Source organism: Litoribacter ruber (genome assembly GCF_018449405.1).
Lineage (GTDB): Bacteria > Bacteroidota > Bacteroidia > Cytophagales > Cyclobacteriaceae > Litoribacter > Litoribacter ruber.
In genome coordinates this window covers 801,380-824,544 of sequence record NZ_JAHCMY010000001.1, presented here as the reverse complement: position 1 = coordinate 824,544, position 23,165 = coordinate 801,380, and the positions used below count along the sequence as shown (strand labels likewise).

19 protein-coding genes are annotated in these 23,165 nt (G+C 44.3%); 6 read left to right on the top strand and 13 right to left on the bottom strand.

Annotated elements, in window-relative coordinates:
• Positions 1-6 precede the first annotated feature (6 nt).
• From KI659_RS03490 to KI659_RS03460, 7 genes are all read right to left on the bottom strand, one after another.
• Positions 7-327, bottom strand: coding sequence for a hypothetical protein (locus tag KI659_RS03490; protein ID WP_213943939.1), 321 nt, complete (start codon positions 325-327; stop codon positions 7-9).
• A gap of 195 nt (positions 328-522) precedes the next feature.
• Positions 523-1,107, bottom strand: coding sequence for a DUF2911 domain-containing protein (locus KI659_RS03485; RefSeq protein ID WP_213943938.1), 585 nt, complete (start codon positions 1,105-1,107; stop codon positions 523-525).
• A gap of 73 nt (positions 1,108-1,180) precedes the next feature.
• Complete coding sequence (locus KI659_RS03480) at positions 1,181-1,780, bottom strand: DUF3347 domain-containing protein (protein ID WP_213943937.1); 600 nt, start codon at positions 1,778-1,780, stop codon at positions 1,181-1,183.
• Between the two features lie 29 nt (positions 1,781-1,809).
• Complete coding sequence (locus tag KI659_RS03475; RefSeq protein ID WP_213943936.1) at positions 1,810-3,576, bottom strand: efflux RND transporter periplasmic adaptor subunit; 1,767 nt, start codon at positions 3,574-3,576, stop codon at positions 1,810-1,812.
• A gap of 8 nt (positions 3,577-3,584) precedes the next feature.
• Positions 3,585-5,090 carry a TolC family protein gene (locus KI659_RS03470; protein ID WP_213943935.1) on the bottom strand — a complete coding sequence of 502 codons (1,506 nt, stop codon included), beginning with the start codon at positions 5,088-5,090 and terminating at the stop codon, positions 3,585-3,587.
• Positions 5,090-8,953 carry an efflux RND transporter permease subunit gene (locus KI659_RS03465; RefSeq protein ID WP_213943934.1) on the bottom strand — a complete coding sequence of 1,288 codons (3,864 nt, stop codon included), beginning with the start codon at positions 8,951-8,953 and terminating at the stop codon, positions 5,090-5,092. The genes KI659_RS03470 and KI659_RS03465 overlap by 1 nt, the downstream gene beginning before the upstream one ends.
• Positions 8,954-9,043: 90 nt before the next feature.
• Entirely contained in the window at positions 9,044-9,430 is a 387-nt protein-coding gene (locus KI659_RS03460; RefSeq protein WP_213943933.1) for an HYC_CC_PP family protein, read from the bottom strand.
• A 110-nt stretch (positions 9,431-9,540) separates the two neighbouring features.
• On the opposite strand from KI659_RS03460, the gene KI659_RS03455 reads away from it, so the two are divergent.
• From KI659_RS03455 to KI659_RS03440, 4 genes are all read left to right on the top strand, one after another.
• A complete protein-coding gene (locus KI659_RS03455; protein ID WP_213943932.1) occupies positions 9,541-10,617 on the top strand; it encodes an AMP-binding protein in 1,077 nt (358 codons plus the stop codon).
• Between the two features lies 1 nt (position 10,618).
• Positions 10,619-11,038, top strand: coding sequence for a DUF2141 domain-containing protein (locus KI659_RS03450; RefSeq protein WP_213943931.1), 420 nt, complete (start codon positions 10,619-10,621; stop codon positions 11,036-11,038).
• A gap of 55 nt (positions 11,039-11,093) precedes the next feature.
• Entirely contained in the window at positions 11,094-11,279 is a 186-nt protein-coding gene (locus tag KI659_RS03445; RefSeq protein WP_213943930.1) for a CPXCG motif-containing cysteine-rich protein, read from the top strand.
• A gap of 84 nt (positions 11,280-11,363) precedes the next feature.
• Positions 11,364-11,876, top strand: a complete 513-nt coding sequence (locus KI659_RS03440) for a hypothetical protein (protein WP_213943929.1) — start codon at positions 11,364-11,366, stop codon at positions 11,874-11,876.
• Between the two features lie 51 nt (positions 11,877-11,927).
• Here the strand turns inward: KI659_RS03440 and KI659_RS03435 are convergent, their stop codons facing one another.
• Positions 11,928-12,797, bottom strand: coding sequence for an SDR family oxidoreductase (locus KI659_RS03435; protein WP_213943928.1), 870 nt, complete (start codon positions 12,795-12,797; stop codon positions 11,928-11,930).
• A gap of 225 nt (positions 12,798-13,022) precedes the next feature.
• Between KI659_RS03435 and KI659_RS03430 the strand changes: the two genes are divergently transcribed.
• Together KI659_RS03430 and KI659_RS03425 are read left to right on the top strand one after the other, a co-directional pair.
• Entirely contained in the window at positions 13,023-13,829 is an 807-nt protein-coding gene (locus KI659_RS03430; protein WP_213943927.1) for a hypothetical protein, read from the top strand.
• 123 nt (positions 13,830-13,952) lie between these two features.
• Entirely contained in the window at positions 13,953-16,445 is a 2,493-nt protein-coding gene (locus tag KI659_RS03425) for an outer membrane beta-barrel family protein (RefSeq protein ID WP_213943926.1), read from the top strand.
• A gap of 72 nt (positions 16,446-16,517) precedes the next feature.
• Here the strand turns inward: KI659_RS03425 and KI659_RS03420 are convergent, their stop codons facing one another.
• The 5 genes from KI659_RS03420 to ahcY form a co-directional block, all read right to left on the bottom strand.
• Entirely contained in the window at positions 16,518-17,930 is a 1,413-nt protein-coding gene (locus KI659_RS03420; RefSeq protein WP_213943925.1) for a TolC family protein, read from the bottom strand.
• The gene (locus tag KI659_RS03415; protein ID WP_213943924.1) at positions 17,927-19,276 is read right to left on the bottom strand and encodes an HlyD family secretion protein; all 1,350 of its coding nucleotides are present in this window, start codon (positions 19,274-19,276) and stop codon (positions 17,927-17,929) included. Before KI659_RS03415 ends, KI659_RS03420 begins: the two co-directional genes overlap by 4 nt.
• 4 nt (positions 19,277-19,280) lie before the next feature.
• Positions 19,281-20,987 carry a peptidase domain-containing ABC transporter gene (locus KI659_RS03410; protein ID WP_213943923.1) on the bottom strand — a complete coding sequence of 569 codons (1,707 nt, stop codon included), beginning with the start codon at positions 20,985-20,987 and terminating at the stop codon, positions 19,281-19,283.
• Positions 20,984-21,661: a TetR/AcrR family transcriptional regulator gene (locus tag KI659_RS03405; RefSeq protein WP_213943922.1), complete on the bottom strand. Its 678-nt coding sequence runs from the start codon at positions 21,659-21,661 to the stop codon at positions 20,984-20,986. The genes KI659_RS03410 and KI659_RS03405 overlap by 4 nt, the downstream gene beginning before the upstream one ends.
• 159 nt (positions 21,662-21,820) lie before the next feature.
• Positions 21,821-23,140 carry an adenosylhomocysteinase gene (ahcY, locus tag KI659_RS03400; protein ID WP_213943921.1) on the bottom strand — a complete coding sequence of 440 codons (1,320 nt, stop codon included), beginning with the start codon at positions 23,138-23,140 and terminating at the stop codon, positions 21,821-21,823.
• Positions 23,141-23,165: the final 25 nt, after the last annotated feature.

Below are 23,165 nucleotides of genomic sequence, written 5' to 3'. Positions count from 1 at the left end.
CCTGTACTATTTTTGGCCCAAATAGATTAGGCCTCGCCCGTTGAGGGCAAAAATGTAATCAAGCGAAGCTTTAGAACCCCTAAAGATCTCTTCAGCCTCAAGGAACTTCTCCAAAGCAAGCTGGTAATTGCCTGCCACATAGTGGACCGCTCCTTCCCTATTGGCTACCTTTCCTTTCAAGGTTCGGTGGCCTATGTTTTTCGCAAGAACTTTGGCTTGTTCTATATAATAAAATGCTGAATCTTTAGACTGATATTGAAAGGCGTGGGCTTTTTCAAGCAGTTGTTCAAAAGTTATCTGTTCAGAGCCAACAGATTTCAGGCTCAAGCTTAAAAAGACTGATAATAAAGCAATTCTAACAAAAACCAACCTACCCATTATACATACGGATTCCTTTGCAAACGATTTCCATCCGTAAAATTATAGGCATTTTTTTATTTCAAAGCCTTTTAAAAAAAAAATGATAAATGGCTCTAATTCAAACCATAAGAGGCCATTTATCAAATTATACTAATCTATCCGTTATTTATTGGTAAAAGGCAATTTAACCTCCAAGGTATCCCATCTCATCACTATTTCACCTGCCTCACCTTGCGCATCAATTATTTCATATTCCAAGCGCTCCACAGTTGAAACCTGATTAGGAGTAACTTCGATTCTCACAAGATCATCCTCCTCAGCATATTCATCGGTCAAGTGTTGTTCCCAGTTTTTATTGAGGATCAAGTGCCAAGTTTCTTTTCCCGGCACAGCAAAAAAAGCATATTTTCCTTTTGGAATCTGTTGCCCTTCCACTTCAATCGGTATTGAGAACTCCACACTTGTGGCCTGGTGGGCACCTGCTACCCAAACTTGGTTATAAGCCACCAAGCCACCCCAGATTGTTCTACCCCTTACACCAGGGGAATGGTATTTTATTGTGACATGGTTAGTCCCCACTTGACCGTGTACTTCACGAGGGATACTTTTGGGGCTATTCAAATCCTCCTCTGTAATCTCCTCCACATACTCATGATGGTCATGGGCGGAACCCTCCTTATTTTCACCTTGTCCACATCCATAAAGAATAGGCAAAAGGGCTAGGCTGTATATAAATAATTTCTTCATATGCTAAATTGAAAAACCTGCAGGAGCACTAGGTCTCCTGTCAGGTTTTGGGGAATTAAACAACCGTTTATCTTTAAATTGATTCTTTTACAGAACCACATTTCAACATTTTGTCACCAAAATATGGGTTTCTGATCTCTTTCACATCACTCACCCAATAGGCTCCTTGGTCATTGAATGCCATCGGGCAATATTGCAGGTGGGCATTCTCCACACCATGGTCAGCAGCCTTCAGCATGGTGAACAGAGACATACTCAAAGTATTAAGCTCTTCTCTTTTTCCTTCTACTGATTCACCATCCATGCTTCTCAGGCTTGATCCCATTTGCGATACGACTGCCGAAGCTCTCCCCTCCATTGAATTGAAGTTGTCATTGTTCAATAATCCTTGAAGGTTTTGAACTGCCTTATCAGATGCCTCTTTGTCATTTGCTACTAAAGCATTTTTGAGGTTTAGGTATTCTGAGTAAAACGCTTTTACCTGCTCAACTTCTGAATGCTTAGAAATCGCGAAATCTGCGTGAACCTCAGTGGCATCTCCAGCATCCTCTGCTGCAACATGGGAACTTCCATCATCATGGTGAGCATGACCCTGGTGATCATCTTCTTGAGGTTTGTTTTCACAAGCGATAAATAAGCCCATTAGGGCTGCGGCGATGAATACTTTTTTCATGAGTTTATAATTATTGGTTTAAAATTAATTTAATGGTGGTGTTGGGCTTCTGCTGAAGCAGCCTTCTTGTCGGCATAGTTCAACTTACCTTTTTCATATGTTTTCTTCACTTCCCCACATGAAAGCATCATGTCCCCATAATATGGATTTTTAATCTCGCTCTCGGCACTAAGCCAGAAAGCACCTTGATCATCAAATGCCATAGGGCAAAACTGCTTGTAGAGCTTGTCTTGCTCTATTCCAAAATATTCCACAGTCTCAATAAGGTGCTCTGAAAGTATTTCAAAGGCCTCTCTTTGCAATTCCACATCATTTCTTTCTGCGATTGATTGTGAACTTGTCTGCATGGATTTATGCAACGGCATATAAATATTATGGGCTTTTTCATCGAGCAACTTCATATCCACTGCACCCAAGGCTTGGGTGACACGAAGGGAGGATTTAGCCGCAGCATCAGGCTCTGTTTCTACCAAAGTATCCTTTAGCTCCAAATAACTATTCACCAATGCCCCAATCTGCTTTCTAAAAGCATCAGGCACTTCCAAGGTCTTGGCCTCCGGCCTCCCCATCATGCTGTAATTGCCCGACAATTGAGCAGCAGCACCAATGGCAAATACCCCATTGGACACAATTTTATCCCCGCTGCTTACGCCGGATAGAACCTGGTATTGGTCTCCAACTCTTGATCCCAATTGCACTTCTACCATTTCAAAGGCTGGTGCATCAGCAGTACCCCTTTGCACATACACTACCGATCTTTTGCCCGTCCAAAGCACCGAAGACCTTGGAATCATTAGGGTGCTTTCCCCTTGTGCTTGCTGTCCACCATGTACGGTGGCATTCACAAACATTTCCGGTTTTAGTTGTTGACCAGGATTAGAGACCTCTGCCCTCACTGATACTGTACGGGTTTCAGGGTTGATGATGGGGTCAATATAATTTACGGTTCCTTTAAACTCCTTTCCGGGAATTGCATTGACGGTAAAGGTCAATTGGTTTCCTTTGCTAAGCCAACCAAGGTCTGACTCGTAGGCATCAAGCATAACCCAAACTCGGCTCAAATCAACAATTTCAAAAAGGACCGTTCCTCGGGAAATGAAATCCCCAACGGCTATATTCCGAGCAGTGACGTATCCGCTGGCATTGGCGTAGATTTCAAAAGTGCTATTCACTTCTCCCTGTGCTTCTATTTCTTCAATTTGCTTATCGGAAACTCTCCACAACCGCAACTTTTCCCTAGCCGCCTCATACAGCATCGGCTGTCTCTCCTTCATCCGGCTGGCTTCCAGAAGCTCTTTTTGGGCGTTTATCAAGTCAGGAGAGTAAACACTCGCCAACCTTTCTCCCCGTCTTACTTCTTGGCCGGTAAAACTGACATAAAGCTTATCGATCCTTCCCGAAAAATCAGCGGCAATACTATTGACTTGCTGCTCATCCGGCTGGATCTTACCACTTAGGCGCACCTGCTGAGCGGTACCGCCCTCGGTAACCCTAACTACGGCCACATTGGCCAAGGCCACAGCTTCAGGTGTCATTTCAAATACCATTGGATCGGAGGCACCGCCATTCCTGGAGGCCACAGGAGTCAAGTCCATTCCACAGAGGGGGCATTGACCCGGCCCCTCTTGCCGGATTTGCGGGTGCATGCTGCAGGTGTATTCACTCGCTGCATCACCACTGTGGGCATGTCCCTCGTGGTCATTGCCCGAGGGGCTCAGGCTCCAGCCAATGATCGCCCCAAAAAAGAGGCAACCCAAGGCAATGATCAGAATCTGTTTTCTATTTATATTTTCCATATCGGTAATTATTCCCTTATTCCTTTAGCCACTAGCATGTCCAGCATAGCATAGGCCGTATGCTGGTTCACAATGGCACTTATCAATTCAAGTCTGTAATCCAAAAGCTCCCGCTGAACGGAAAGCAACTCCTCGAATGAGGATCCTTCATTTGCATATGCGGTCACCATGAGATCCAGCGCCTGCTGGGTCAACTCTACTTGCTCATCCAACAGCAGAACCTTGCGCTCCGAGTCCCTGATTTCCCGTATAGTCTCTTCTAACTGAACAAGTAATTCGTTCTCAGCATTCTCCTTCTGATATTGAATTGCCTCCCTATTATACCGGGCTTCGCTCTGAGCGGCCTTGTATTTCTTTCTGTAGATAGGCAATGAAAGCGTCACCATGGGCATGATCATATTGTTGCCCATCCCCGATGGCATGTACTCCATGGATCCTGAACCTCCTGGAAAACCCATTTCCGCTCTAGGTGAGAACACCATATAATTGGCCCCAACCCCGATCATTGGTCTTCCATCCAGTTTGGCCATCTGTTCCTGCTTTGAAAATACTTCAGCCTCTGCTTCCAGCATTTTTAACATGGGATTGTCCTGCATAACACTGTCGATGAAGCTTTCCCCATTAAAGGCTAAAATTCTTGGGCTAAGATCCTGCTCAAGTTGGATTTCGGCAGTTGACTCTGTTCCCAGAAGCTTGTTGAAGCGGAACATGAGTGGCCGCTTTTTATCAGCTAGCGTCTCCAGCTGACTTTCCATGGATCTAATCTGAATCTGTAGCCTGAGTACGTCGGAAAGTTTTCCTCCTGAGCTACCACCTCCCATTTCATTCATGCCTCCACCGGAACCGCCCATATCTCGTCGATCAGCCGCACCAGATGAACCTGCCCCAGCTTGACCCATGCTCATCCCGCTACTACGGGGACTGCTCACATTGGAACCAGCCGCCCTTACGGCAGTGGACGCACTGGAGGTGGCACCACCGATATTACCTCCTCGGTAGCGAATAAGTGCAAGTCTTTCCATGGTGCGTAGAATTTCCAAGTTATCTTCCGTAATCTCAATCTCTTTCTGCAAGAGATGAAGCTCATAGTAAGTGGACTTCACTTCGAAGAACAACTGGTTTTTGGATTCACGAAACTGCTCATAGGAAGCATTAGCCATTAAACTGGCTTCATCTTTTTGGGTGCGCAACATGCCAAACCAGGGAAACATCTGCATGATGCTGATGTCCGCCCGCTGATTTCCCATCAGTCGCTCCATAGGCTGAAGAAATACGCCCAAGGAAAGCTCTGGATCGGGAAGGCTGCCCACTTGGGGCACCCTTTCCAGGTTGGCTAGATACCGCTGGAAATTCGCTCTTACTTCCGGGTTATTTTCCCCAGCCTGGATCAAATATTCCTCTATTTGTTGAGCTTGACCTAGCACAGCCAGCAATACTAGAACTACCGAAAGAAATGCTTTCTTAAGGGAAGCGCCAGCTATTTGAATCTTACGAATTGATATGACTTTTTCCATTAATCCTTAAGTTTTCTTTCCTCATTCCAAGCATAAAGCACCGGAACGATCAATAATGAAATCAATGCAACGCTCATCCCCCCAAATGCCGGAATGGCCATAGGGATCATGATATCCGAACCCCTACCGGTAGAAGTAAGGATTGGTAATAGAGCCAGAATAGTAGTAGCAGTGGTCATCAAACATGGCCTGATACGTTTTAAGCCCGCACTTACTACTGCTTTTCTCACCTGAGCTCTATTTTCTGGCTTGGACCTTTCAAAGCTTTGCGTGAGGTAAGTCCCCATGACCACCCCATCATCCGTGGCTATCCCAAAAAGAGCGATAAACCCTACCCATACGGCTACACTCAAGTTGACCGTACTCATTTGAAACAGCTCACGCAAATTGGTGCCCAGTAGGTTGACATCGAAAAACCAGGTTTGCCCATACAGCCAAAGCATCAGAAAACCTCCCGCAAACGCCATCGCTATAGCTGTAAATATCATTAGGGCCACGGCTGTGGATCTGAATTGGAAATAGAGAATAAGGAAAATCACCGTTAAACACAATGGAATGACAATGGCCAACCTTTTTTCGGCCCTGACCTGATTTTCATAGTTTCCGCTGAAGTTATATGTTACCCCAGCCGGCACCTCAAGCTCTCCAGAGGCTATTTTCTCCTTAATAAACCTATCTGCATCCTCCACTACCGTCACTTCGGCATATCCATCCTGTCTGTCAAATAAAACATATCCAACCAAGAAGGAATCCTCCCCGCGGATCATCATCGGACCAGGTCGGTAGGTTACCTCAGCTATCTGTTGAAGGGGAATTTGCCCACCTGAAGGGGTGTTGACCAATAGTCTGGAAATTGCATCAGGGTCATCGCGGTATTCACGTGCAAATCTTGCACGGATGGCATATCGCTCTCTTCCTTCCACAGTGGTCGACAGTGTCATGCCTCCTACGGCAATCTCAATAAATTCCTGCACGTCCGACACATTCAACCCATATCTACCCATGGCTACCCTATCCAAGTTAATCTCTAGATATGGCTTTCCTAGAGACCTATCCGCAAATACAGCGGCAGGTTTTACTGACGGCACTTCCTTTAATAAATTTTCCAGACTCAAGCTGAACGCTTCGATAGTCTCCAAATCAGGGCCATACACTTTCATTCCCATAGGTGCTCGCATTCCAGTCTGCAACATGACCAACCTAGTTTCGATCGGTTGTAATTTTGGTGCGGATGTCACCCCTGGGAGATTGGATGTACGGCTTTGGATTTCATTCCAGATGTCATTTGGACTCTTAATTTCATCACGCCACTGCCTAAAGTGAAGCCCTTTGCTATCCGGCACTAGGTACCGTTGGATATTGCGCTGAACACCCCTGGCTCTTCTATCCTCCATTGGCCGCTCTTCCCCATCAAAAATCTTTTGCTCCGAACGGTCAAATAACCACTCCTGCTCATCCACGTTAAGCAGGAAATGCCCATCACCATTCACGGCAAACCTTAATTTATTGGCCCGCTCATCCTGTATGAATTCTGTTTTATAGTTGATCACATTTTCATACATGGACATTGGTGCAGGATCAAGGGGGCTTTCGGCTCGGCCAGCTTTCCCTACCACTGTCTCTACCTCTGGAATGGCCTGAACCAACATATCCAGCTGTTTGAGGATTTCCATATTGGCCTCCACGCCTGAGTGGGGCATGGAAGTTGGCATTAGCAAAAATGAGCCTTCATTCAGTGCCGGCATAAATTCTTTACCCATCCCAGGAAATGCATGCGCCATCGAAGACCAAACCTTATTCGTCCGCACATTATACCCTACTTCATCTAGGGCTCTTGGCACAAAAGCAAACACATTGGCAAATCCCATCCAAATGAGCAACGCTAGCAGCATTATGGTTAAAGGCAAAGCCATGAAAGTCTTTTTATATTCCAAGCACCATATAAGAATAGATTTATAGAATCTGATAAAAATTCTAAATAAGCCCAATATCAAACCTATCACTGCTATAATAAAGATAAAGTTAACTAGGGCCGATTGAGATAGACCCAATGGGCGCCACTCCAATGCCAGCAGGAAGGATACTGCAATTACTACAATGGTAATCGTAATGGCATCTTTGAATTTGCCATCAAAGAACTTCTCAGGATAATAAGTATGAAACAGGTTATTTAACCCCAATGCAAGCAAAACTAAACCTGCCCAAGGTAAGACAAACAAGATAGCCAACCCTGCCAGTGTCATCAATAAGTTGGCAATTCTTTTGGCTTTTCTGGATTTCAATTGAGCTCCAAACAACCAATGGGCAAAGGCTGGCATAAATACCAAGGTAAATATCAAAGCTGCCACCAAGGCAAACGTCTTGGTATAAGCCAACGGCCCAAATAGCTTACCTTCTGCCGCCTGCAAAGTAAAGACAGGTAAAAAGCTGACAATGGTGGTCATCACAGCGGTCAAAATTGCTGAAGCTACTTCCGTAGTGGCCTCATAAATAATCGTAAGCTTGGATTTGGTAGTATCCCCAATCCCCAAATGCCTCAGGATATTTTCACTCAGAATAATCCCCAGATCCACCATGGTCCCAATCGCAATGGCAATACCGGACAAGGCCACGATGTTGGCATCTACCCCCATGTATTTCATCATAATGAAACACATCAGCACAGCCAGGGGCAATAATGCAGAGATCAACAAGCTGGCTCTTAGATTGACCACCATCACAATAATAACTATGATTGTAATCAATATCTGCAGGCTAATCGCTTCATTGAGCGTATATAGGGTTTCATTGATCAAACCGGAGCGGTCGTAAAAAGGGACTATGGTCACTTTTGACACCGTGCCATCTTCCAAGGTTTTGCTTGGAAGACCTGGGGAAATCTCATCGATTTTCCTTTTCACCTCATCTATTACTGCCAAAGGGTTATCACCGTACCTGGCCACTACAACCCCACCTACAGCTTCGGCTCCGCCTTTATCCAAAATGGCACGCTCTGCCCGACTGGCGGGTCCAATGTTAACTTTTGCAACGTCTTTTATTCGAAGCGGCACGTTGTTGTTCATTCTCACAACCGCCTGCTCAATATCGTCCAAGCTCTTCACATAGCCTAAACCGCGGACGATGTACTCCACCTTGTTGACCTCCATGGTATTGGCCCCCACGTCCAGGTTGGATTTCCGGACCGCGTCCATTACTTCCATCATGGACACATTGTTGGCTTTCATAGCATCGGGGTCAAGGTCCACCTGGTATTCCTTGACGTGTCCACCTATGCTGGCCACTTCCGCAACTCCCTTTGCTCCTGAAAGTCCGTATTTCACATAGAAATCCTGGATGGTCCTCAATTCATGTAGATCCCAGCCTCCTGCCGGATTGCCCTTTTCATCTCGGCCTTCTAGGGTATAGAAATAAACCTGACCCAATCCCGTGGCATCGGGACCTAACTGGGGCTGTACCCCTTCTGGAAGAAGCCCAGCTGGCAAAGAGTTCAACTTTTCCAAAATCCGGCTTCGACTCCAGTAAAACTCCACATCTTCTTCGAAAATGAGGTAAATACTGCTGAAGCCAAACATGGAAGTACTCCGGATGGATTTTACTCCGGGCATGCCCAGTAAGGCCGTGGTGAGCGGATAGGTGATCTGGTCCTCTACGTCTTGAGGGGATTTGCCCATCCAGTCGGTGAAGACAATTTGCTGGTTTTCACCTATGTCGGGAATGGCATCTACGGGCACCGGATCACTGGGCAAAAACCCAGTATCCCATCTAAATGGGGCTACGATAATTCCCCAAGCCACTATTATAAGTAGCAGCAAAACCGTCACGAGCCTATTCTCGAGAAAGAATTTGATAATAGAATTGAGCATTTATAAGAATGATCAAATGAAGAAATCTGTAAGGAAGTGCCTATAAATTCAAATGGCACAATAAGTCAACAATTGGCTGGGAGCCAATTTTTAAATCAAAAAAGTCTGGTTCTGGATATGAATGGGCGTCTTCCAGGCAAACAAGTCCGTTTCATCCAAGACCTCCCTATCGGGTTTTATTTCAACAGAAAGCTTTTGAAGCAATGCGATAAAATCGGAGATGGCAAAGGAAAAGTCCACTTTTTGGAACTGGTAGTCCACCAAAGCCAAGAGCACCTGATCTCTGTTTTGCTGATCCTGAAAATCAACATCTAGGCAGCAATCGGGATCAACATCCTGTTCCGAACAGCACTTTGAATGTTCATGGGACACTTTTACCGTCTCAAGCTTCTCCCCGCAATAATGCATAGAATAGCTCAAACCTGCGTTGAAGAGCAGGTAAATCATTAAAAACGATATCTTTATGAAGCGGTCCATGATAAATTATTGAAACAAATATAACAAATGCTGATTACTTCGCTTTATATTTTTTTGGTAATTTTTAATAGGACCCAGACTTACCTAAATTTGGGGTGTAATATTTGACCATGGGAAGTTTAATAATCAACGGGGAAAAGATCCCATTTACTGACATTGCAACAGGTTCTTATAAGTCGACCGATCCTTATTTTCAACAATCACTTGATTTTTGCAAGGCTTGGCTTTTGGGAAAAGAAACCTTTGAACTCCAAACCTCAGGATCTACGGGTAAACCCAAAACAATTATCGTTGCCAGAATCCAGATGGAAGCGAGTGCCAAGGGAACAGGACAATTTTTCAATATACAAAAAGGTGCAAGCCTGCTATGCTGCCTGAACACGGAAATGATTGCTGGCAAAATGATGCTGGTGAGAGGAATGGAATGGGATGCAGATGTAATGCTCTTAAAACCAATCGCCAATCCTTTGGCCGAGATTGGGGAGGCAAGATTTGATTTTTCAGCTATGGTTCCGTTGCAACTGGAAAATGTGATCAACAACGCCGACACAAGCTCAAAATTAAGTGACATTACTTACCTCATCATAGGCGGCGCTCCCATGAGCGAAATCTTAAGAAAAAGAGCTTCAGCCTACCCTAATTCCATTTATCAAACTTTTGGAATGACTGAGACGGTCAGCCATGTAGCTTTGGCCAAAGTGGGGCTCCAGCAATCCCCTGTGTATAAGGCCTTGCCGGGTGTGAAGTTTGGTCAAACTGAAGACCGCAGATTGGTGATATCTTCCCCAATGGGCAGGGAAAACCGACTCGAAACCAATGATATTGTGCAACTTATATCTGACGAGGAATTTATCTGGATAGGCCGCGCGGATTTTGCAATCAACTCCGGCGGGGTCAAAATTCATCCTGAAGAAATTGAAAATCAAATACTTCCTGTTTTGGAGAAAACATTTCCTGGAAAAAATTATTTTATTTTTGGGCTTCCCGATGACACCCTGGGCCAAAAAGTCTGTTTGCTCATAGAAAATGGCCAAGTCGGTGAAAATCAGGCAAGGGATTTGCAAATGCAGATTCAAGCCCTTGTTTCCAAGTATGCAGTTCCGAAAGCGTTCTTTTTTCTAGAACCATTTACAGTGACAGCATCCGGGAAAATCAATAGGCGAGCAACTATTGAACGATTAGCGTAAAATGAAAAACATCCTGGTACTATTGGTATTGCTCATCATGATCAGACCTTCCAAAACTGACCTCACGGTCACTATTGACAATTTAGAAAACGACAAGGGAGTAGTGCGGATACTGCTTTTTAATTCCCCTGACGGATTCCCCGACAACGATAAAAAGGCAGTGGGCCGTGCGGTGGTGAAAATCCAACACGGAAGAGCACTCTACCAGTTCAAAGACATGGCCGACGGCAACTATGCCATCTCTGCTTTTCACGATGAAAACGAGGACGGTAAGCTGAACAAGAATCTGCTTGGAGTTCCCCAGGAAGCCTATGGTTTCTCCAACAACGCAAGCGGTACATTTGGCCCGCCCTCTTTCTCTTCGGCAGCTTTCAAAGTTGACGATGAGAATGATGTTCACGTCATGAGCCTCAAAAAATAAGACTAGATTATCAAACATCCCCTCGGCATGGATGTTTTCCAAAAAAAGAACATCGATGCTCGAGGAACATTTCTTTACCTGCCCTTATTGCTTTTCAAATATCTCTGTGCTGCTTGACCCCAGTATTGCAGCTCAAACCTACATTGAGGATTGCGAAATTTGCTGCAAACCCATTGAGATCAAATTCTTTATAGAAAATGGAGAGTTATCCTTTTTCTCTGCACAGTCTATCGAACAGTGATTTTTCAGCACTATATAGCTACAAGTAAACTGGATTTTGATAATTTTGTGCCTGATTTTAATAGTTATCAAAAATCAGCGCAACATGAAAAAGCTTATACTTCTCGCATTCAGCTTCCTCCTAATTTTTGGTTCCTTACAAGCCCAGTCACCTGACGAAATCTGGGAAGCAGCCAATCAATACGCTTTGGCCAACTTGAATGAGGATTACGAACTATTGCTCGACTTCACCTATCCGCAGGTCATTGAACAAGCAGGCGGGCGCGAAGCTTACAAAAAAGTTTTGCTCCAGATGAATGAACTGCAAAAAAACAGGGGAATGAGCTTGAGCGACTTTATTGTGAAAGAGCCTTTGGATAAAGTGAAAGCCGGTGACGAATGGCACGTAGTGGTGCCTTACCAGTCAGTCACAAAGGTAAAGGGAGGCAGATTGACCTCTGAAAACACTTTGATTGCCGTGGCAGCTGAAGGGAAGAGCAAATGGTATTTTGTCGAGACAGCATCTCTTACGGAAAGAAATCTAGCAAAGGTGCTTCCCAATTGGAATAACACATTAATCCTCCCCTATAAAAAAGCCCCTATTTTTAAAGAGGATTAATTATTAAGAAAAAGAAAGACCGAGCATCCAGCTCGGTCTTTTTCTTTAATTCTACTTTTTCTTCCGTGCTTCGGCAAGCTGGGCCCACATTTCATTAGGGATCTGATCGAGGTGGCTAAACTCACCTGCGCCCTTGAGCCACTCCCCTCCATCAATAGTGACTACTTCTCCATTGACAAAAGCTGAGAAATCAGACATGAGATAGGCCGCAAGATTTGCAAGCTCCTGATGCTCCCCTACCCTGCCCACAGGTATTTTCTTGGCTGGGTCAAATTTCTTGACCAACTCCCCAGGTAGCAACCTACTCCAGGCTCCTTCCGTAGGAAACGGTCCCGGAGCTATCGCGTTGGAACGGATCTGGAATTTGGCCCATTCCACTGCCAGAGATCTTGTCAAAGCCAGAACTCCGGCTTTGGCCACCGCACTGGGTACCACATAGCCTGAGCCGGTCCAGGCATATGTGGTCACGATATTCAAAAACGTCCCCTGTTGTTTATTTTTGATCCAATGCTTACCTGCAGTCAAGGTAACATTGGAAGTGCCTTTCTGCACAATGTCTACGACAGTCTGAAAAGCATTTGCTGAAAGCATTTCGGTTGGACTGATGAAATTTCCGGCGGCATTGTTGAGCACCCCATGGATCTGGCCCAACTCCGCATTGGCCTCGGCCCACATTTTTTCTACCTGCTCAATTTCCCTTACATCACAGCGCAAGGCAAGCACCTTTCCTCCAAAGGAATTCTGCATTTCATCGGCGGTCTGCTGCAAGACGTCAAGTCGTCGGCTGGTGATGATGAGGTTGGCGCCCAACTTCAAAAAATACTCACCCATTGAACGGCCCAGTCCAGTGCCTCCCCCAGTGATCAAAATGTTTTTTCCTTCCATGGCTCCATCCCGGAGCATTCCTTCGGTATATTTCATGATTCTAAATTAGATTGTTAAAAAACTGAATATAAGCATTAATCTTCTTAATTGATCCTTTGTTTGCCAACCCTAGCCAACTGTTAATGTACCGTAACCAAAACCAAATACATAACATCAACACAAACTACTGATAATCAAAGACTATGTTTTGTTGAAGATGTTAAAAAAGAGAACCGAAAGGGGAAAAGGAGAAAGTTGCACCGAATTTGCATAGTTACAGACATGCGTAATATAATTCCATTTTTAATAATATGGTGCTGCCTTTTCGGAGGCCTGCTGTTTGCCTGCAGCGATGAGTTTGACAACCAACTTCAGACTGATCCTGAATTTGAAGCCGAGGAAATTTTCAATGCATCCGCTGCCTTGGATGAGCATCTGTATTTCCTCACGATGGGTTTTGAGGATTTTCAAATGGCATCCTCCGATAGTTTGCAGTTACCCGGTTGCCCGATCATAAACGTAGAAGAAAATGATCGAAAAGTGACACTGATTTTCACTAATCAGGAATGTCCAGACGGTACTACCCGCAGGGGTGGTTTTGAAATAAGCTTTGCCGAAGATAGCCTGCCCACCATGTTGACCTACCAAAATTACCAAGTACGTCAAAACACCATTGAGGGCTCAAGGAGCTATCTTCGGGATAGCTCCTTGATCACCGAAAATTCGGAAGATATTTTGGTATTTGACTCGTTTGGCTCCAGCACACGGTTGAATCTAATCTTTCATCATGAATTGATTTACCTAACCGACACACTATCTCAGATCGCAACCAGAGGGGAAGCTACGGGCCGAAACTTGGCCGGAAGACCTTTTAACATGCAAGTGGCAGAGGAGAAAATCCAAACTCTAGAATGCTGGTCCCAAGGCATAAACTTGGCTTCTGTGGGAAGAGAAAACTGGAACATTGAGCGGCAGCAAGGCCTTACCGTTCGTCACCAGATTTCCTATGGAAACCAAGACGACTGTGATGAGCAAGCAGAGGTCACTTTGGACAATGGCCAACGTATTATTTTGACAACTGCCAATTAAAAAACTAAAGGATTATTTATCCCTAAATTTTACTGTCTATCCATTATTTCCGCCTCAAGATTTATTTAACTTTTTAATTTCAATTCACTGTGGTTCTTTTGCAGGATAATTTGCAAAAGACACATGAAAATCAGAAAACATTTATTATTGCTTGCCGTCCTCTCATTTTTTGGATGGAGCGCTTCGGCACAGCAATCCTCAGACAAACCCAGTTATCAAATATCAGGTCAGTTGATAAGTGAGGGTTCGGGAGAGCCTGTTTCATATGCCAACGTCGTGCTTTTCGACGCGGAAGGAAACAACAAGGCCGGTGCAGTGGCTGATGATGAGGGTTATTTTTTCATCACCGGTTTTGGAAACGGAAACTATAAAATCCAAGCTAGCTTCATGGGCTTCCAAACGCTTTCCAAAGAAAACATCCAAATCACATCTGAAAGACCATCAGTGAATCTTGGTAAACTTGAACTTACTGAAGAATCTGTGGCCTTGCAGGAAGTGGTGGTTCAGGGTCAACGAAACCTAATTGAGGAAAGAGTGGATAGAACTATCTACAACGCCGAAAATGACAGAACCACTGTAGGTGGTGATGCGGCTGACGTGTTGAGAAGAGTGCCTATGTTGTCAGTGGATTTGGATGGAAATGTTTCCCTAAGAGGTAGCCAAAACATTCAGGTTTTGATTGACAACAAGCCTTCTACCATCACTGCCAGCAGTGTGGCGGATGCCTTGAGGCAGATTCCTGCTGACCAAATTAAAACTGTGGAAGTGATCACTTCGCCTTCGGCAAAATATGACGCGGAGGGTGCCGGAGGTATTATAAATATTGTAACCAAGAAAAACAACCTCCAGGGCGCCTCTATGAACGTAAATAGCAGTGTCGGGGTGAGAGGCTCAAACCTTGGCATCAACGCCAACGCCAGAAAAGGCAAAATGGGCTTTTCCTTGGGAGGGTTCGGTAGAGCTGGTTACAATATTTTGGGAAGCTTTGACAATGACCAATTTGTCAACAATCCTGAAGGACCGATGACCAGAACCAACCAGACGGCCGATACCAGAACAAACATGTTGATGGGCCGCTATAGCCTGGGTTGGGATTATGATATCAATAAGTACAACTGGGTTGGAGCTTCTATCAACTTTGGGATGTTCAATTTCAGAAACCGTCAGGACAACCTTTTGTCCAATACTTTTCAGGAAGATGAATTAATCAATTCAATTCTTAGAGAGGTTTCAATAGATAACCTAAGCAACACGATTGATGCAAGCTTGAACTATACCAGAACTTATGACACTCCCTCCAAAGAGTTCAGTGTAATGACTTTGTTCAGTAGAAACAACAGGGTGAATGATTTCATCAATCTGAACTACGATCCTACTCAGGCATTTATTGCCAGCAGGACACTCAACGAAAACAGCTCGAACAATCAAGAATTCACTGTTCAGCTTGACTATCAGACACCAATTAACAAGAACCAGATTGTTGAATTTGGAGCCAAGAACATTTTGCGTCAAGTAGTCAGTGATTTCCGTTATTTCACGGCTGATGGTAGCGATGGAGAATATGAACTAATCGACAACGCACAGTTAAACAACGTCTTCAATTATAACCAGAATGTATCTGCGGCCTATTTGTCTTACACTTTGAATTTTCTTGACAATTATACCCTAAAAGCTGGAACAAGATATGAGTACACGGTGATTGATGCAGACTTCAGAGATGAACAACAGGTGGAAATTCCTTCTTATGGAGTATTGGTACCGAGTGTGAATATTAGCAGAAAGCTGAAAAACGGCAACATGCTAAAAGCAGCTTATAACCGAAGAATTCAAAGGCCTTCCTTGCAGTTTTTAAATCCAAACTTGCAAGCAGCCAACCCGCTTTTTGTAACTCAGGGTAACCCGCTACTGGATCCTGAATTCACGGACAACTTTGAAGTGGGCTACAATACTTTCTATAAAATTGCCACCATCAACATGTCGGCATTTATGAGAAAGAGTACAGGTTCTATCCAAGCCATCAGAACACCACTTGAAAACAACGGTATCTTGACCACTTTTGAAAATATCGGTAGTGAGGATGCATACGGTTTGAACCTGTTCACCAACTTCCAGTTCTCTAAAAACTTCTCTGTCAACGGTAGTGTAGATGCCTTCTATGCGGTGTTGGACAACAATGTGCCAGACCCACTATACAATTCCTCCAATGAAGGCTTTGTGGTAAGTGGTAGAATGTTTGCCAACTACAACTTTGCGGAATCTTGGATGCTGCAAGGTTTTGGTTTCATGAGGGGCCGTCAGGTACAGCTACAAGGCTATCAGGGTGGCATGTATTTCTACGGCTTGAATCTCAACAAGCAATTCAATGAGAAGAAAGGCAGCATAGGAATTGGTGCCGACAACTTCCTGACCCGCGGAATGGTGATCAACAGCGAGATCAACTCTCCTACCATCAACCAAACCTCCACCACGGTCATGAGAAATATGAACTTCAAGGTTAATTTCACTTACCGAATAGGAAAAATGAACGTAGCTCAGCAGTCGAGACGGAAGAAAAGATCTATCAACAATGAGGATATGAAAGAAGGCGAAAGCAGCGCCCCGGTGATGAACAATTAATTCAGAACCGATACCAAAAATAAAGGCTGTCTCTTTTCAGGGACAGCCTTTTTGTATATTTGGGTTTATTGATTATTCTTCTTCCTCCAATTCCTGTTCAAATCCTAAACCTGCGGCGAACAACAGCCGAGCATGGGCTATATTGCGGCGGGCTATGACATCATTGAGAATCAGCTGCCCCTCTATCACGCTCACTTCACGGGCATTGATTAGGAATAGGGAGCTTTCCCCCATATCAAACCTCATCTGCTCACCTTCTAGCAACCGCTCAAGTCCTAAGAGATTTTCATTGAAGGTCCTGTACTGGTTTTGCAGGGTTTCCATATTGTTCAGCTCACTTTCCAAATTGGCTTTTAACCTCACGAATCTCAGGTCCCTATCTTGGGTGGTAAAATTGATTTGGGACTTGACTATCCCCAAAGCTCCACGCTCCCTTCTCAGAAACAAAGGCATCCTTACGGTGGCCCCCCATTTGTAGTTGTTTTCGAAAAATGTATGATTACTATTTTCGAAACCGCTCGTGGTATTGGTCAGTATATTATAATGCAATTGGGCCACAGGTTTAAGCTGATCAGCCCTCCATCGTCGCTCAACTTCCAAAGAAGCTAGATCAAAATCCAAGAGTTGAAGCTCTGGGTGTCGATTTAGGTTTGCCCTAAGCAATTCCAAACTATATGAAATGTCAATTCCCTCGGAAAGGTCCTGCGGAACCACTTGATTGCCTAAATTCATGGGTTCGTTATATTCATCCCAAAGGTAGATTTCCAACATCTGCTGGGATTCAAAATACTCCATCTCCTTGGCCTGTAGCCTATATTCACGGTTCAACACCTGGGTGTGGGCTTCCAAGGTATCAATAGCAGGAAGATCCCCATATATAAAACTATCACGGATTCCTCTAAACCGAACTTTTGCCAATTCAAGTGCCTCTCGCATCACCACCACATCCTGATATGCAGACGCCCATCGCCAATAAACCTGGTTAGCATCAAGGTAAAGTCTATTGAGCATCAATTGCTGCTCAGAAAGTGTGGCGTCTCTGTAAATTTCAGCTTGACGCAGTGCCCTTCTTCTGCTATCGATCATCAGGCCTTGGCCCAAATTTACCGAAGCGCCAACCGTCATCAGGCCTTCTGTGGGAACCCTTCTCTCCGGGTTTAGGTATTGCCCAGTATTTTGCTCTACCAGGCCTTTCAACTGAACACCACCCATGGTGGGTACCACTACACCCGCTTCTCGCTTGTGATAGTATCCAACGTTGTTATATTCCTTCTCATCCAGATTACCAAAGAGGTACGGGTCAAACCCTCCTCTTGCCATCCTCAGCTCCTGGCGGCCCATCTCGGTGGTGATGACTGCCTGGTTGACTACTGGATGGTAAAAAGAAACCCATTTGATAAACTGGTTGTATGAAAGGGTATCCTGAGCACTGACATTAGTGGCCAGCACGACAATCATACCCAGTAATCCAATTAGTTTTCTCATTGCCTTCTTGCTTGTCTCTTTTCTTCAGCAGTATAATAATCTGCTGGGAATCCATTCAGTTGTCGCCAGATCTCGTACCAGATTGGCACATCATTGAGAAGAGCTATGCCATCAGCCGCCGATCCTATCTGCAAACCATCTGGCCAAGGCTTGTCATCAGGATCCTGAGCCACTACTACCCTGTATTTGTTGTTGGCACTGGTAAATTTATCTATCGCCACTACCTTGCCCCCAAAGGTCCCGTTGGAAATCTGCGGCCATCCTGAAAAGACAATTGCCGGCCAACCGTCAAAGATAAATCTAACCCGATTACCCAACCTTACTAATGGCAGGTCAATTGGTTCCACATACATTTCCACCGCTAATTGGGCGTCAGCTGGCATGATGCTCATGATCTGGGTACCTTCATTTACGGTTTCACCAATACCCACCTGTAGGGCCCTAGCAATGTAACCGTTTTGGGGGGCCAAAACATAACGCATGCCTGTTCGGACTTCATAGTTGCTATACTGGTTTTCTAGCCTTGTAGCGGTAGCCTCGGCATCAAATTGGGAGGACATGGCAGAAAATTTATCCGCCTCTGCCCTGGCTAGCCTGTCCCTAAATTCATTATCTATTGCGTTTAACTCAATCTGTGCTGCGATTTTTTCATTTCTGCTACTCAAAAGCGTATTTTCCGCTGCAATCAGGTTTGCCTGCACTTCTTGAAACCTTAACCTTCTTTGTTCCAAATCTGTCAAAGATCTAAGACCTTCTTCAAAAAGCTTCTCTGCACGGGCATATTGGTCTTCCCCAATGGAAAAGTTGACTTTGGCCTGCTCCAATCGGATACTGTCAGACTGCACCTGCAACTCGGCCATTTCCAGCCTATTTTGCGCTTGCTCTATTCGGAGGGAATTATTTGCCTTTAAGGCCAAAATCTGCCCTTCTTGAGCCTTCACCCGCTCTGCATAAGAGCGAGCAGAAAGGTTTTTGGCATCTACCTGCTTAAGCGTTCTCTCCAATAGCAAGGGATCGAAATAATCATCCTTGATCTCTGAAATCAATAGTAATGTATCACCGCGGTTCACATAATCACCCTCAGCCACATACCACTGCTCTATCCGACCTGCAATTACCGTCTGGATGGTCTGAGGCCTGTGATCTTGTCTCAAAGCCGTCACCATCCCTTTAGACCGGATCGTCTGAGTCCAGGGTAGGAAAATAAAGAGTAGCAGGAAGAGAAAGATATAAAGTAAAATCTTCACCCTTTTTTTGCTCTCGCTGGCAGGAATGGTCATGCTGAGACTCTTGAAATTCTCAAAATTGACCTTTCCCTCTAACTTGTTGGAAGAAATGTTGAGCATACCCTTAGTTGTTACCGTTTTTAAATTCGTTGTATTCAGCAGGTGTTCCGACAAACTTCACCCTGCCTTTGACAAGTTCAATCACTTTATCAGCCTTTGAAATCAACTTTTCATCTTCGGATATGAAAATGGCTGTCCACTCTCCTTTAAAAATGTAATCGATGATTTCTTCTTCTTCACCCTTGAGCAGGCTCCACAGATCCTCAAGCAATAAGGTTCTTGGGTTGTGCACCAGACAACGGGCCACGATTATTTTTCTGATATCCACTTGGCTCAACCCTTTACCCTCGGGCATGAGCATAGTTTCCAAATCATCTGGAAGGCTAAACACGTAATTATTCAAACCAACCAGCTCCAGCACTTTTCTTACCTTGGGTTCTTCAACATCCCTACCCAAGGTGATATTTTCCCGCATTGTACCATGGAAAATATATTGGTTGTTAAAGCTTTCTCCCAGGTATCCCCGGAATTTATTAATATCCAAAACATCCAGAGGAAGCCCATTGACAATTATTTTGCCGCGGTAATCCTCATAAAGACCTGCCAAAAGATGGAGAAGCGTACTTTTACCACTGCCACTACCACCAGTCAACACCACTTTTTCCCCAGCATCAATACTGAAGTTAATGTTCTCCAGAATGTTAAATTGCTTATTGGAGGATTTAAAATAAAGCTTGTTGAGTTCAAACTTCAGCCCATGCTCGTTTTTGGATAAAGACTTTTCGGTACCGATCTGCTTTTCAATAGGCATATCCATTACCAATCCCAGTTTTTCTACAGCAGTCAGGGTATCATATACCGTCTCCAAGCTTAGAATCATTTTTTCCACTGAACCGATCACGAGGATGATTACAATTTCAGCCGCGACAAACTGGCCTATACTGATTTCCTCGTTTATCAACAACAAAGAACCTACTCCCAAAAGTGCTGTCACTATCAACACTTTAAAAGCAATAAGTACTTTGTATTGAAAAATAAGCACATTAAAGTGCTTGTTCCTAAAATCCACATAGGACTGCAGCAAGTAATCAACCTTCAAAAGAGGTAATTTGGAACTACCCGAAAGCTTAAAGCTAGGCAGTGCCCTTGCCACTTCCTCGAGCCAATAGGCCACATTGTATTTAGCTGACGATTCTTTTAATGCCGTTTCCATACCCTTAGGAGAGGTAAAGTAAAATATCGCAATCAAAATCAAGATCAGAATTACCCCAAAAAGGATGAAGTATGGATGGTAAAACGCCAAGAGAATCAGCCCAAATAAAACCTGCAGAATAGCCGTTGGGAAGTCAAGTAACAGCTTTGCAGTTCCTTTTTGCAGGTTGACTGAGTCAAAAAACCTGTTGACCAATTCGGGGGCATATTTGTTTTGCAAGGCATCAAGTTTCAACCTTGGGAATCTGTATGCAAAGCCTAGGGCTGATTTGGTGAATATTCTTTGTTGCAATTTCTCCGTAAGGTAAAGCTGGCTGATCTGCAGGAAACCGCTGAAAGTAAAGCCAGCAGCTACCAAGCCGATCAGGATCACCCATGAGGTAGATACCCTCCCGCCAAGGATAAAATTAAACAGGGCCTGAATGGCCAGTGGCAAAATAAGCCCCACCCCACCGTTGAGAACAGCATAGAAATAGATGGCATATACATCACGCTTCTCCTGGTTTAGCAGCTTACCAAACCTTTTCATGGGAGTGATTGCCGGATTGTCTCCTTTCATTTTGTACTTATAACATTAAAAACTAATTCCTTATAAAACTCCAACCTTTCGGTTCCCGAGGCAGTCATCTCTGTGAGCACAGGGATGTGTTTGGCATAATACGGCTGCAGGAGACTCGACTCCATGATCGTACTCGCCAATGTTTTGGGGAATTTGTAGGTGGGATTAAGCTCATATATAATTTCGGCTATCCTTTCTCCTATCTTGAGGTAAGAAGAAAAATAGCCGTTTTTGAAGTCACGCTCTACTTCCTTAGTCATAATAGCCTTGAAGGATTCCTCAATCAGCATCTGACGCAGGTGTACTGGGTTGACAAACTCGTTTTGTTTTCCAATGGGTCCATCGATTAATATCTGAAGGGCGATATGCAATTTATGCTTGGGATCGGTGAGATTGGCTGTCCCCATCACTAAGTTGAGTTCCAAATAACCCCAATACCAAAGATTAAGAAACAGCAGTAATTTGTGTTTGTTTTCAAAATACCTGTAAATAGCCGCCTCGGTGCTCCCCACTTCTACTGCAAGTTTTTTAAATGTAAAACTTTCCAGCCCTAACGTGGACATCACCTGGATGCTTTTCTCTATTATTTCCTTTCCCAAATCAGAACTAAATGGGTCCTTGAGGTAAACATTCTCGTTTACATCAACTCGCATCCTATTTAGCAATTGTTCCATATCCTATCCGCAAACGTTATCTCTAACTTTATGTTTGCAAAAGTAATTATAAGTTAGTAATACTAACAATAATAATTGTTAAATATTTTAACGGTATGTACCACCTTGGGAATAGGCATAAAAAAAGCCGCTAAGCGGCTTTTTTTATTGTTATGCAGATTAATATCTATAATACTCTGGCTTGAATGGTCCTTCCTGAGGCACACCGATGTACTCGGCTTGCTCCTCTGATAAGGTCTCCAACTCAACACCCAATTTGCTAAGGTGCAAAGCCGCTACCTTCTCATCCAAATGCTTAGGAAGTACATATACCCCCGGTTCATATTGATCCGTATTCGTCCAAAGCTCCAGTTGGGCAAGGGTCTGGTTAGTAAATGAATTAGACATTACAAATGATGGGTGACCTGTGGCACAACCCAAGTTTACCAATCGGCCTTCAGCCAAAATGATGATCTCGTTGCCTTCCACATTATAAAGATCCACCTGAGGCTTAATTACATCTTTGGTATGGCCATAATTCTTGTTCATCCACGCCATGTCGATTTCGTTATCAAAGTGGCCGATGTTACAAACAATAGTTTTATCCCTCATGGCTCTGAAGTGAGGCTCGCTGATGATATCTTTGTTACCAGTTGCAGTTACCACGATATCCGCTTCTTTCACTGCATCGACCATTTTCTTAACGGCAAAACCATCCATAGCGGCCTGAAGGGCACAGATTGGATCGATTTCGGTTACGATTACTCGCGCACCAGCACCCCTCAAGGAAGCTGCGGAACCTTTCCCAACGTCACCATATCCCGCCACTACGGCCACTTTACCTGCCATCATGACATCGGTAGCTCTTCTAATAGCGTCTACTAAAGATTCCTTACAGCCATATTTGTTGTCAAATTTAGACTTGGTAACAGAATCGTTTACGTTAATAGCTGGCATAGGAAGAGTGCCTTTTTTCATTCTTTCATAAAGTCTGTGAACACCAGTAGTGGTTTCCTCAGAAAGACCTTTGATGCCAGATACCAACTCAGGGTATTCGTCCAAAACCATATTGGTAAGGTCGCCACCGTCATCTAGGATCATGTTCAGAGGATCCTGCTCTTCACCGAAGAACAATGTCTGCTCGATACACCAGTTAAATTCCTCCTCAGTCATGCCCTTCCAAGCATACACACTGATACCAGCAGCAGCTATGGCAGCGGCAGCATGGTCCTGGGTTGAGAAAATATTACAAGAAGACCAAGTAACCTCAGCTCCTAGAGCCACCAATGTTTCGATCAAAACGGCAGTTTGGATCGTCATGTGAAGACAACCGGCGATCTTGGCCCCTTTCAAAGGCTGCGACTTGCCATACTCTTCTCTCAAAGCCATCAAGCCCGGCATTTCAGCCTCAGCAAGCTTGATCTCTTTTCTGCCCCAATCAGCCAAAGAAATATCTTTAACCTTATACTTGACGTATTTTTTAGATGTAGTTTCTGACATGTATTCGTTTAGTTATGGATTATTT

Excerpts from the sequence above, each read along its gene's own strand:
- KI659_RS03485 (WP_213943938.1), bottom strand. The coding sequence starts at position 1,107 with ATGAAGAAATTATTTATATACAGCCTAGCCCTTTTGCCTATTCTTTAT.
- KI659_RS03480 (WP_213943937.1), bottom strand. The coding sequence starts at position 1,780 with ATGAAAAAAGTATTCATCGCCGCAGCCCTAATGGGCTTATTTATCGCT.
- KI659_RS03475 (WP_213943936.1), bottom strand. The coding sequence starts at position 3,576 with ATGGAAAATATAAATAGAAAACAGATTCTGATCATTGCCTTGGGTTGC.
- KI659_RS03470 (WP_213943935.1), bottom strand. The coding sequence starts at position 5,090 with ATGGAAAAAGTCATATCAATTCGTAAGATTCAAATAGCTGGCGCTTCC.
- KI659_RS03465 (WP_213943934.1), bottom strand. The coding sequence starts at position 8,953 with ATGCTCAATTCTATTATCAAATTCTTTCTCGAGAATAGGCTCGTGACG.
- KI659_RS03460 (WP_213943933.1), bottom strand. The coding sequence starts at position 9,430 with ATGGACCGCTTCATAAAGATATCGTTTTTAATGATTTACCTGCTCTTC.
- KI659_RS03455 (WP_213943932.1), top strand. The coding sequence starts at position 9,541 with ATGGGAAGTTTAATAATCAACGGGGAAAAGATCCCATTTACTGACATT.
- KI659_RS03450 (WP_213943931.1), top strand. The coding sequence starts at position 10,619 with ATGAAAAACATCCTGGTACTATTGGTATTGCTCATCATGATCAGACCT.
- KI659_RS03445 (WP_213943930.1), top strand. The coding sequence starts at position 11,094 with ATGCTCGAGGAACATTTCTTTACCTGCCCTTATTGCTTTTCAAATATC.
- KI659_RS03440 (WP_213943929.1), top strand. The coding sequence starts at position 11,364 with ATGAAAAAGCTTATACTTCTCGCATTCAGCTTCCTCCTAATTTTTGGT.
- KI659_RS03435 (WP_213943928.1), bottom strand. The coding sequence starts at position 12,797 with ATGAAATATACCGAAGGAATGCTCCGGGATGGAGCCATGGAAGGAAAA.
- KI659_RS03430 (WP_213943927.1), top strand. The coding sequence starts at position 13,023 with ATGCGTAATATAATTCCATTTTTAATAATATGGTGCTGCCTTTTCGGA.
- KI659_RS03425 (WP_213943926.1), top strand. The coding sequence starts at position 13,953 with ATGAAAATCAGAAAACATTTATTATTGCTTGCCGTCCTCTCATTTTTT.
- KI659_RS03420 (WP_213943925.1), bottom strand. The coding sequence starts at position 17,930 with ATGAGAAAACTAATTGGATTACTGGGTATGATTGTCGTGCTGGCCACT.
- KI659_RS03415 (WP_213943924.1), bottom strand. The coding sequence starts at position 19,276 with ATGCTCAACATTTCTTCCAACAAGTTAGAGGGAAAGGTCAATTTTGAG.
- KI659_RS03410 (WP_213943923.1), bottom strand. The coding sequence starts at position 20,987 with ATGAAAGGAGACAATCCGGCAATCACTCCCATGAAAAGGTTTGGTAAG.
- KI659_RS03405 (WP_213943922.1), bottom strand. The coding sequence starts at position 21,661 with ATGGAACAATTGCTAAATAGGATGCGAGTTGATGTAAACGAGAATGTT.
- ahcY (WP_213943921.1), bottom strand. The coding sequence starts at position 23,140 with ATGTCAGAAACTACATCTAAAAAATACGTCAAGTATAAGGTTAAAGAT.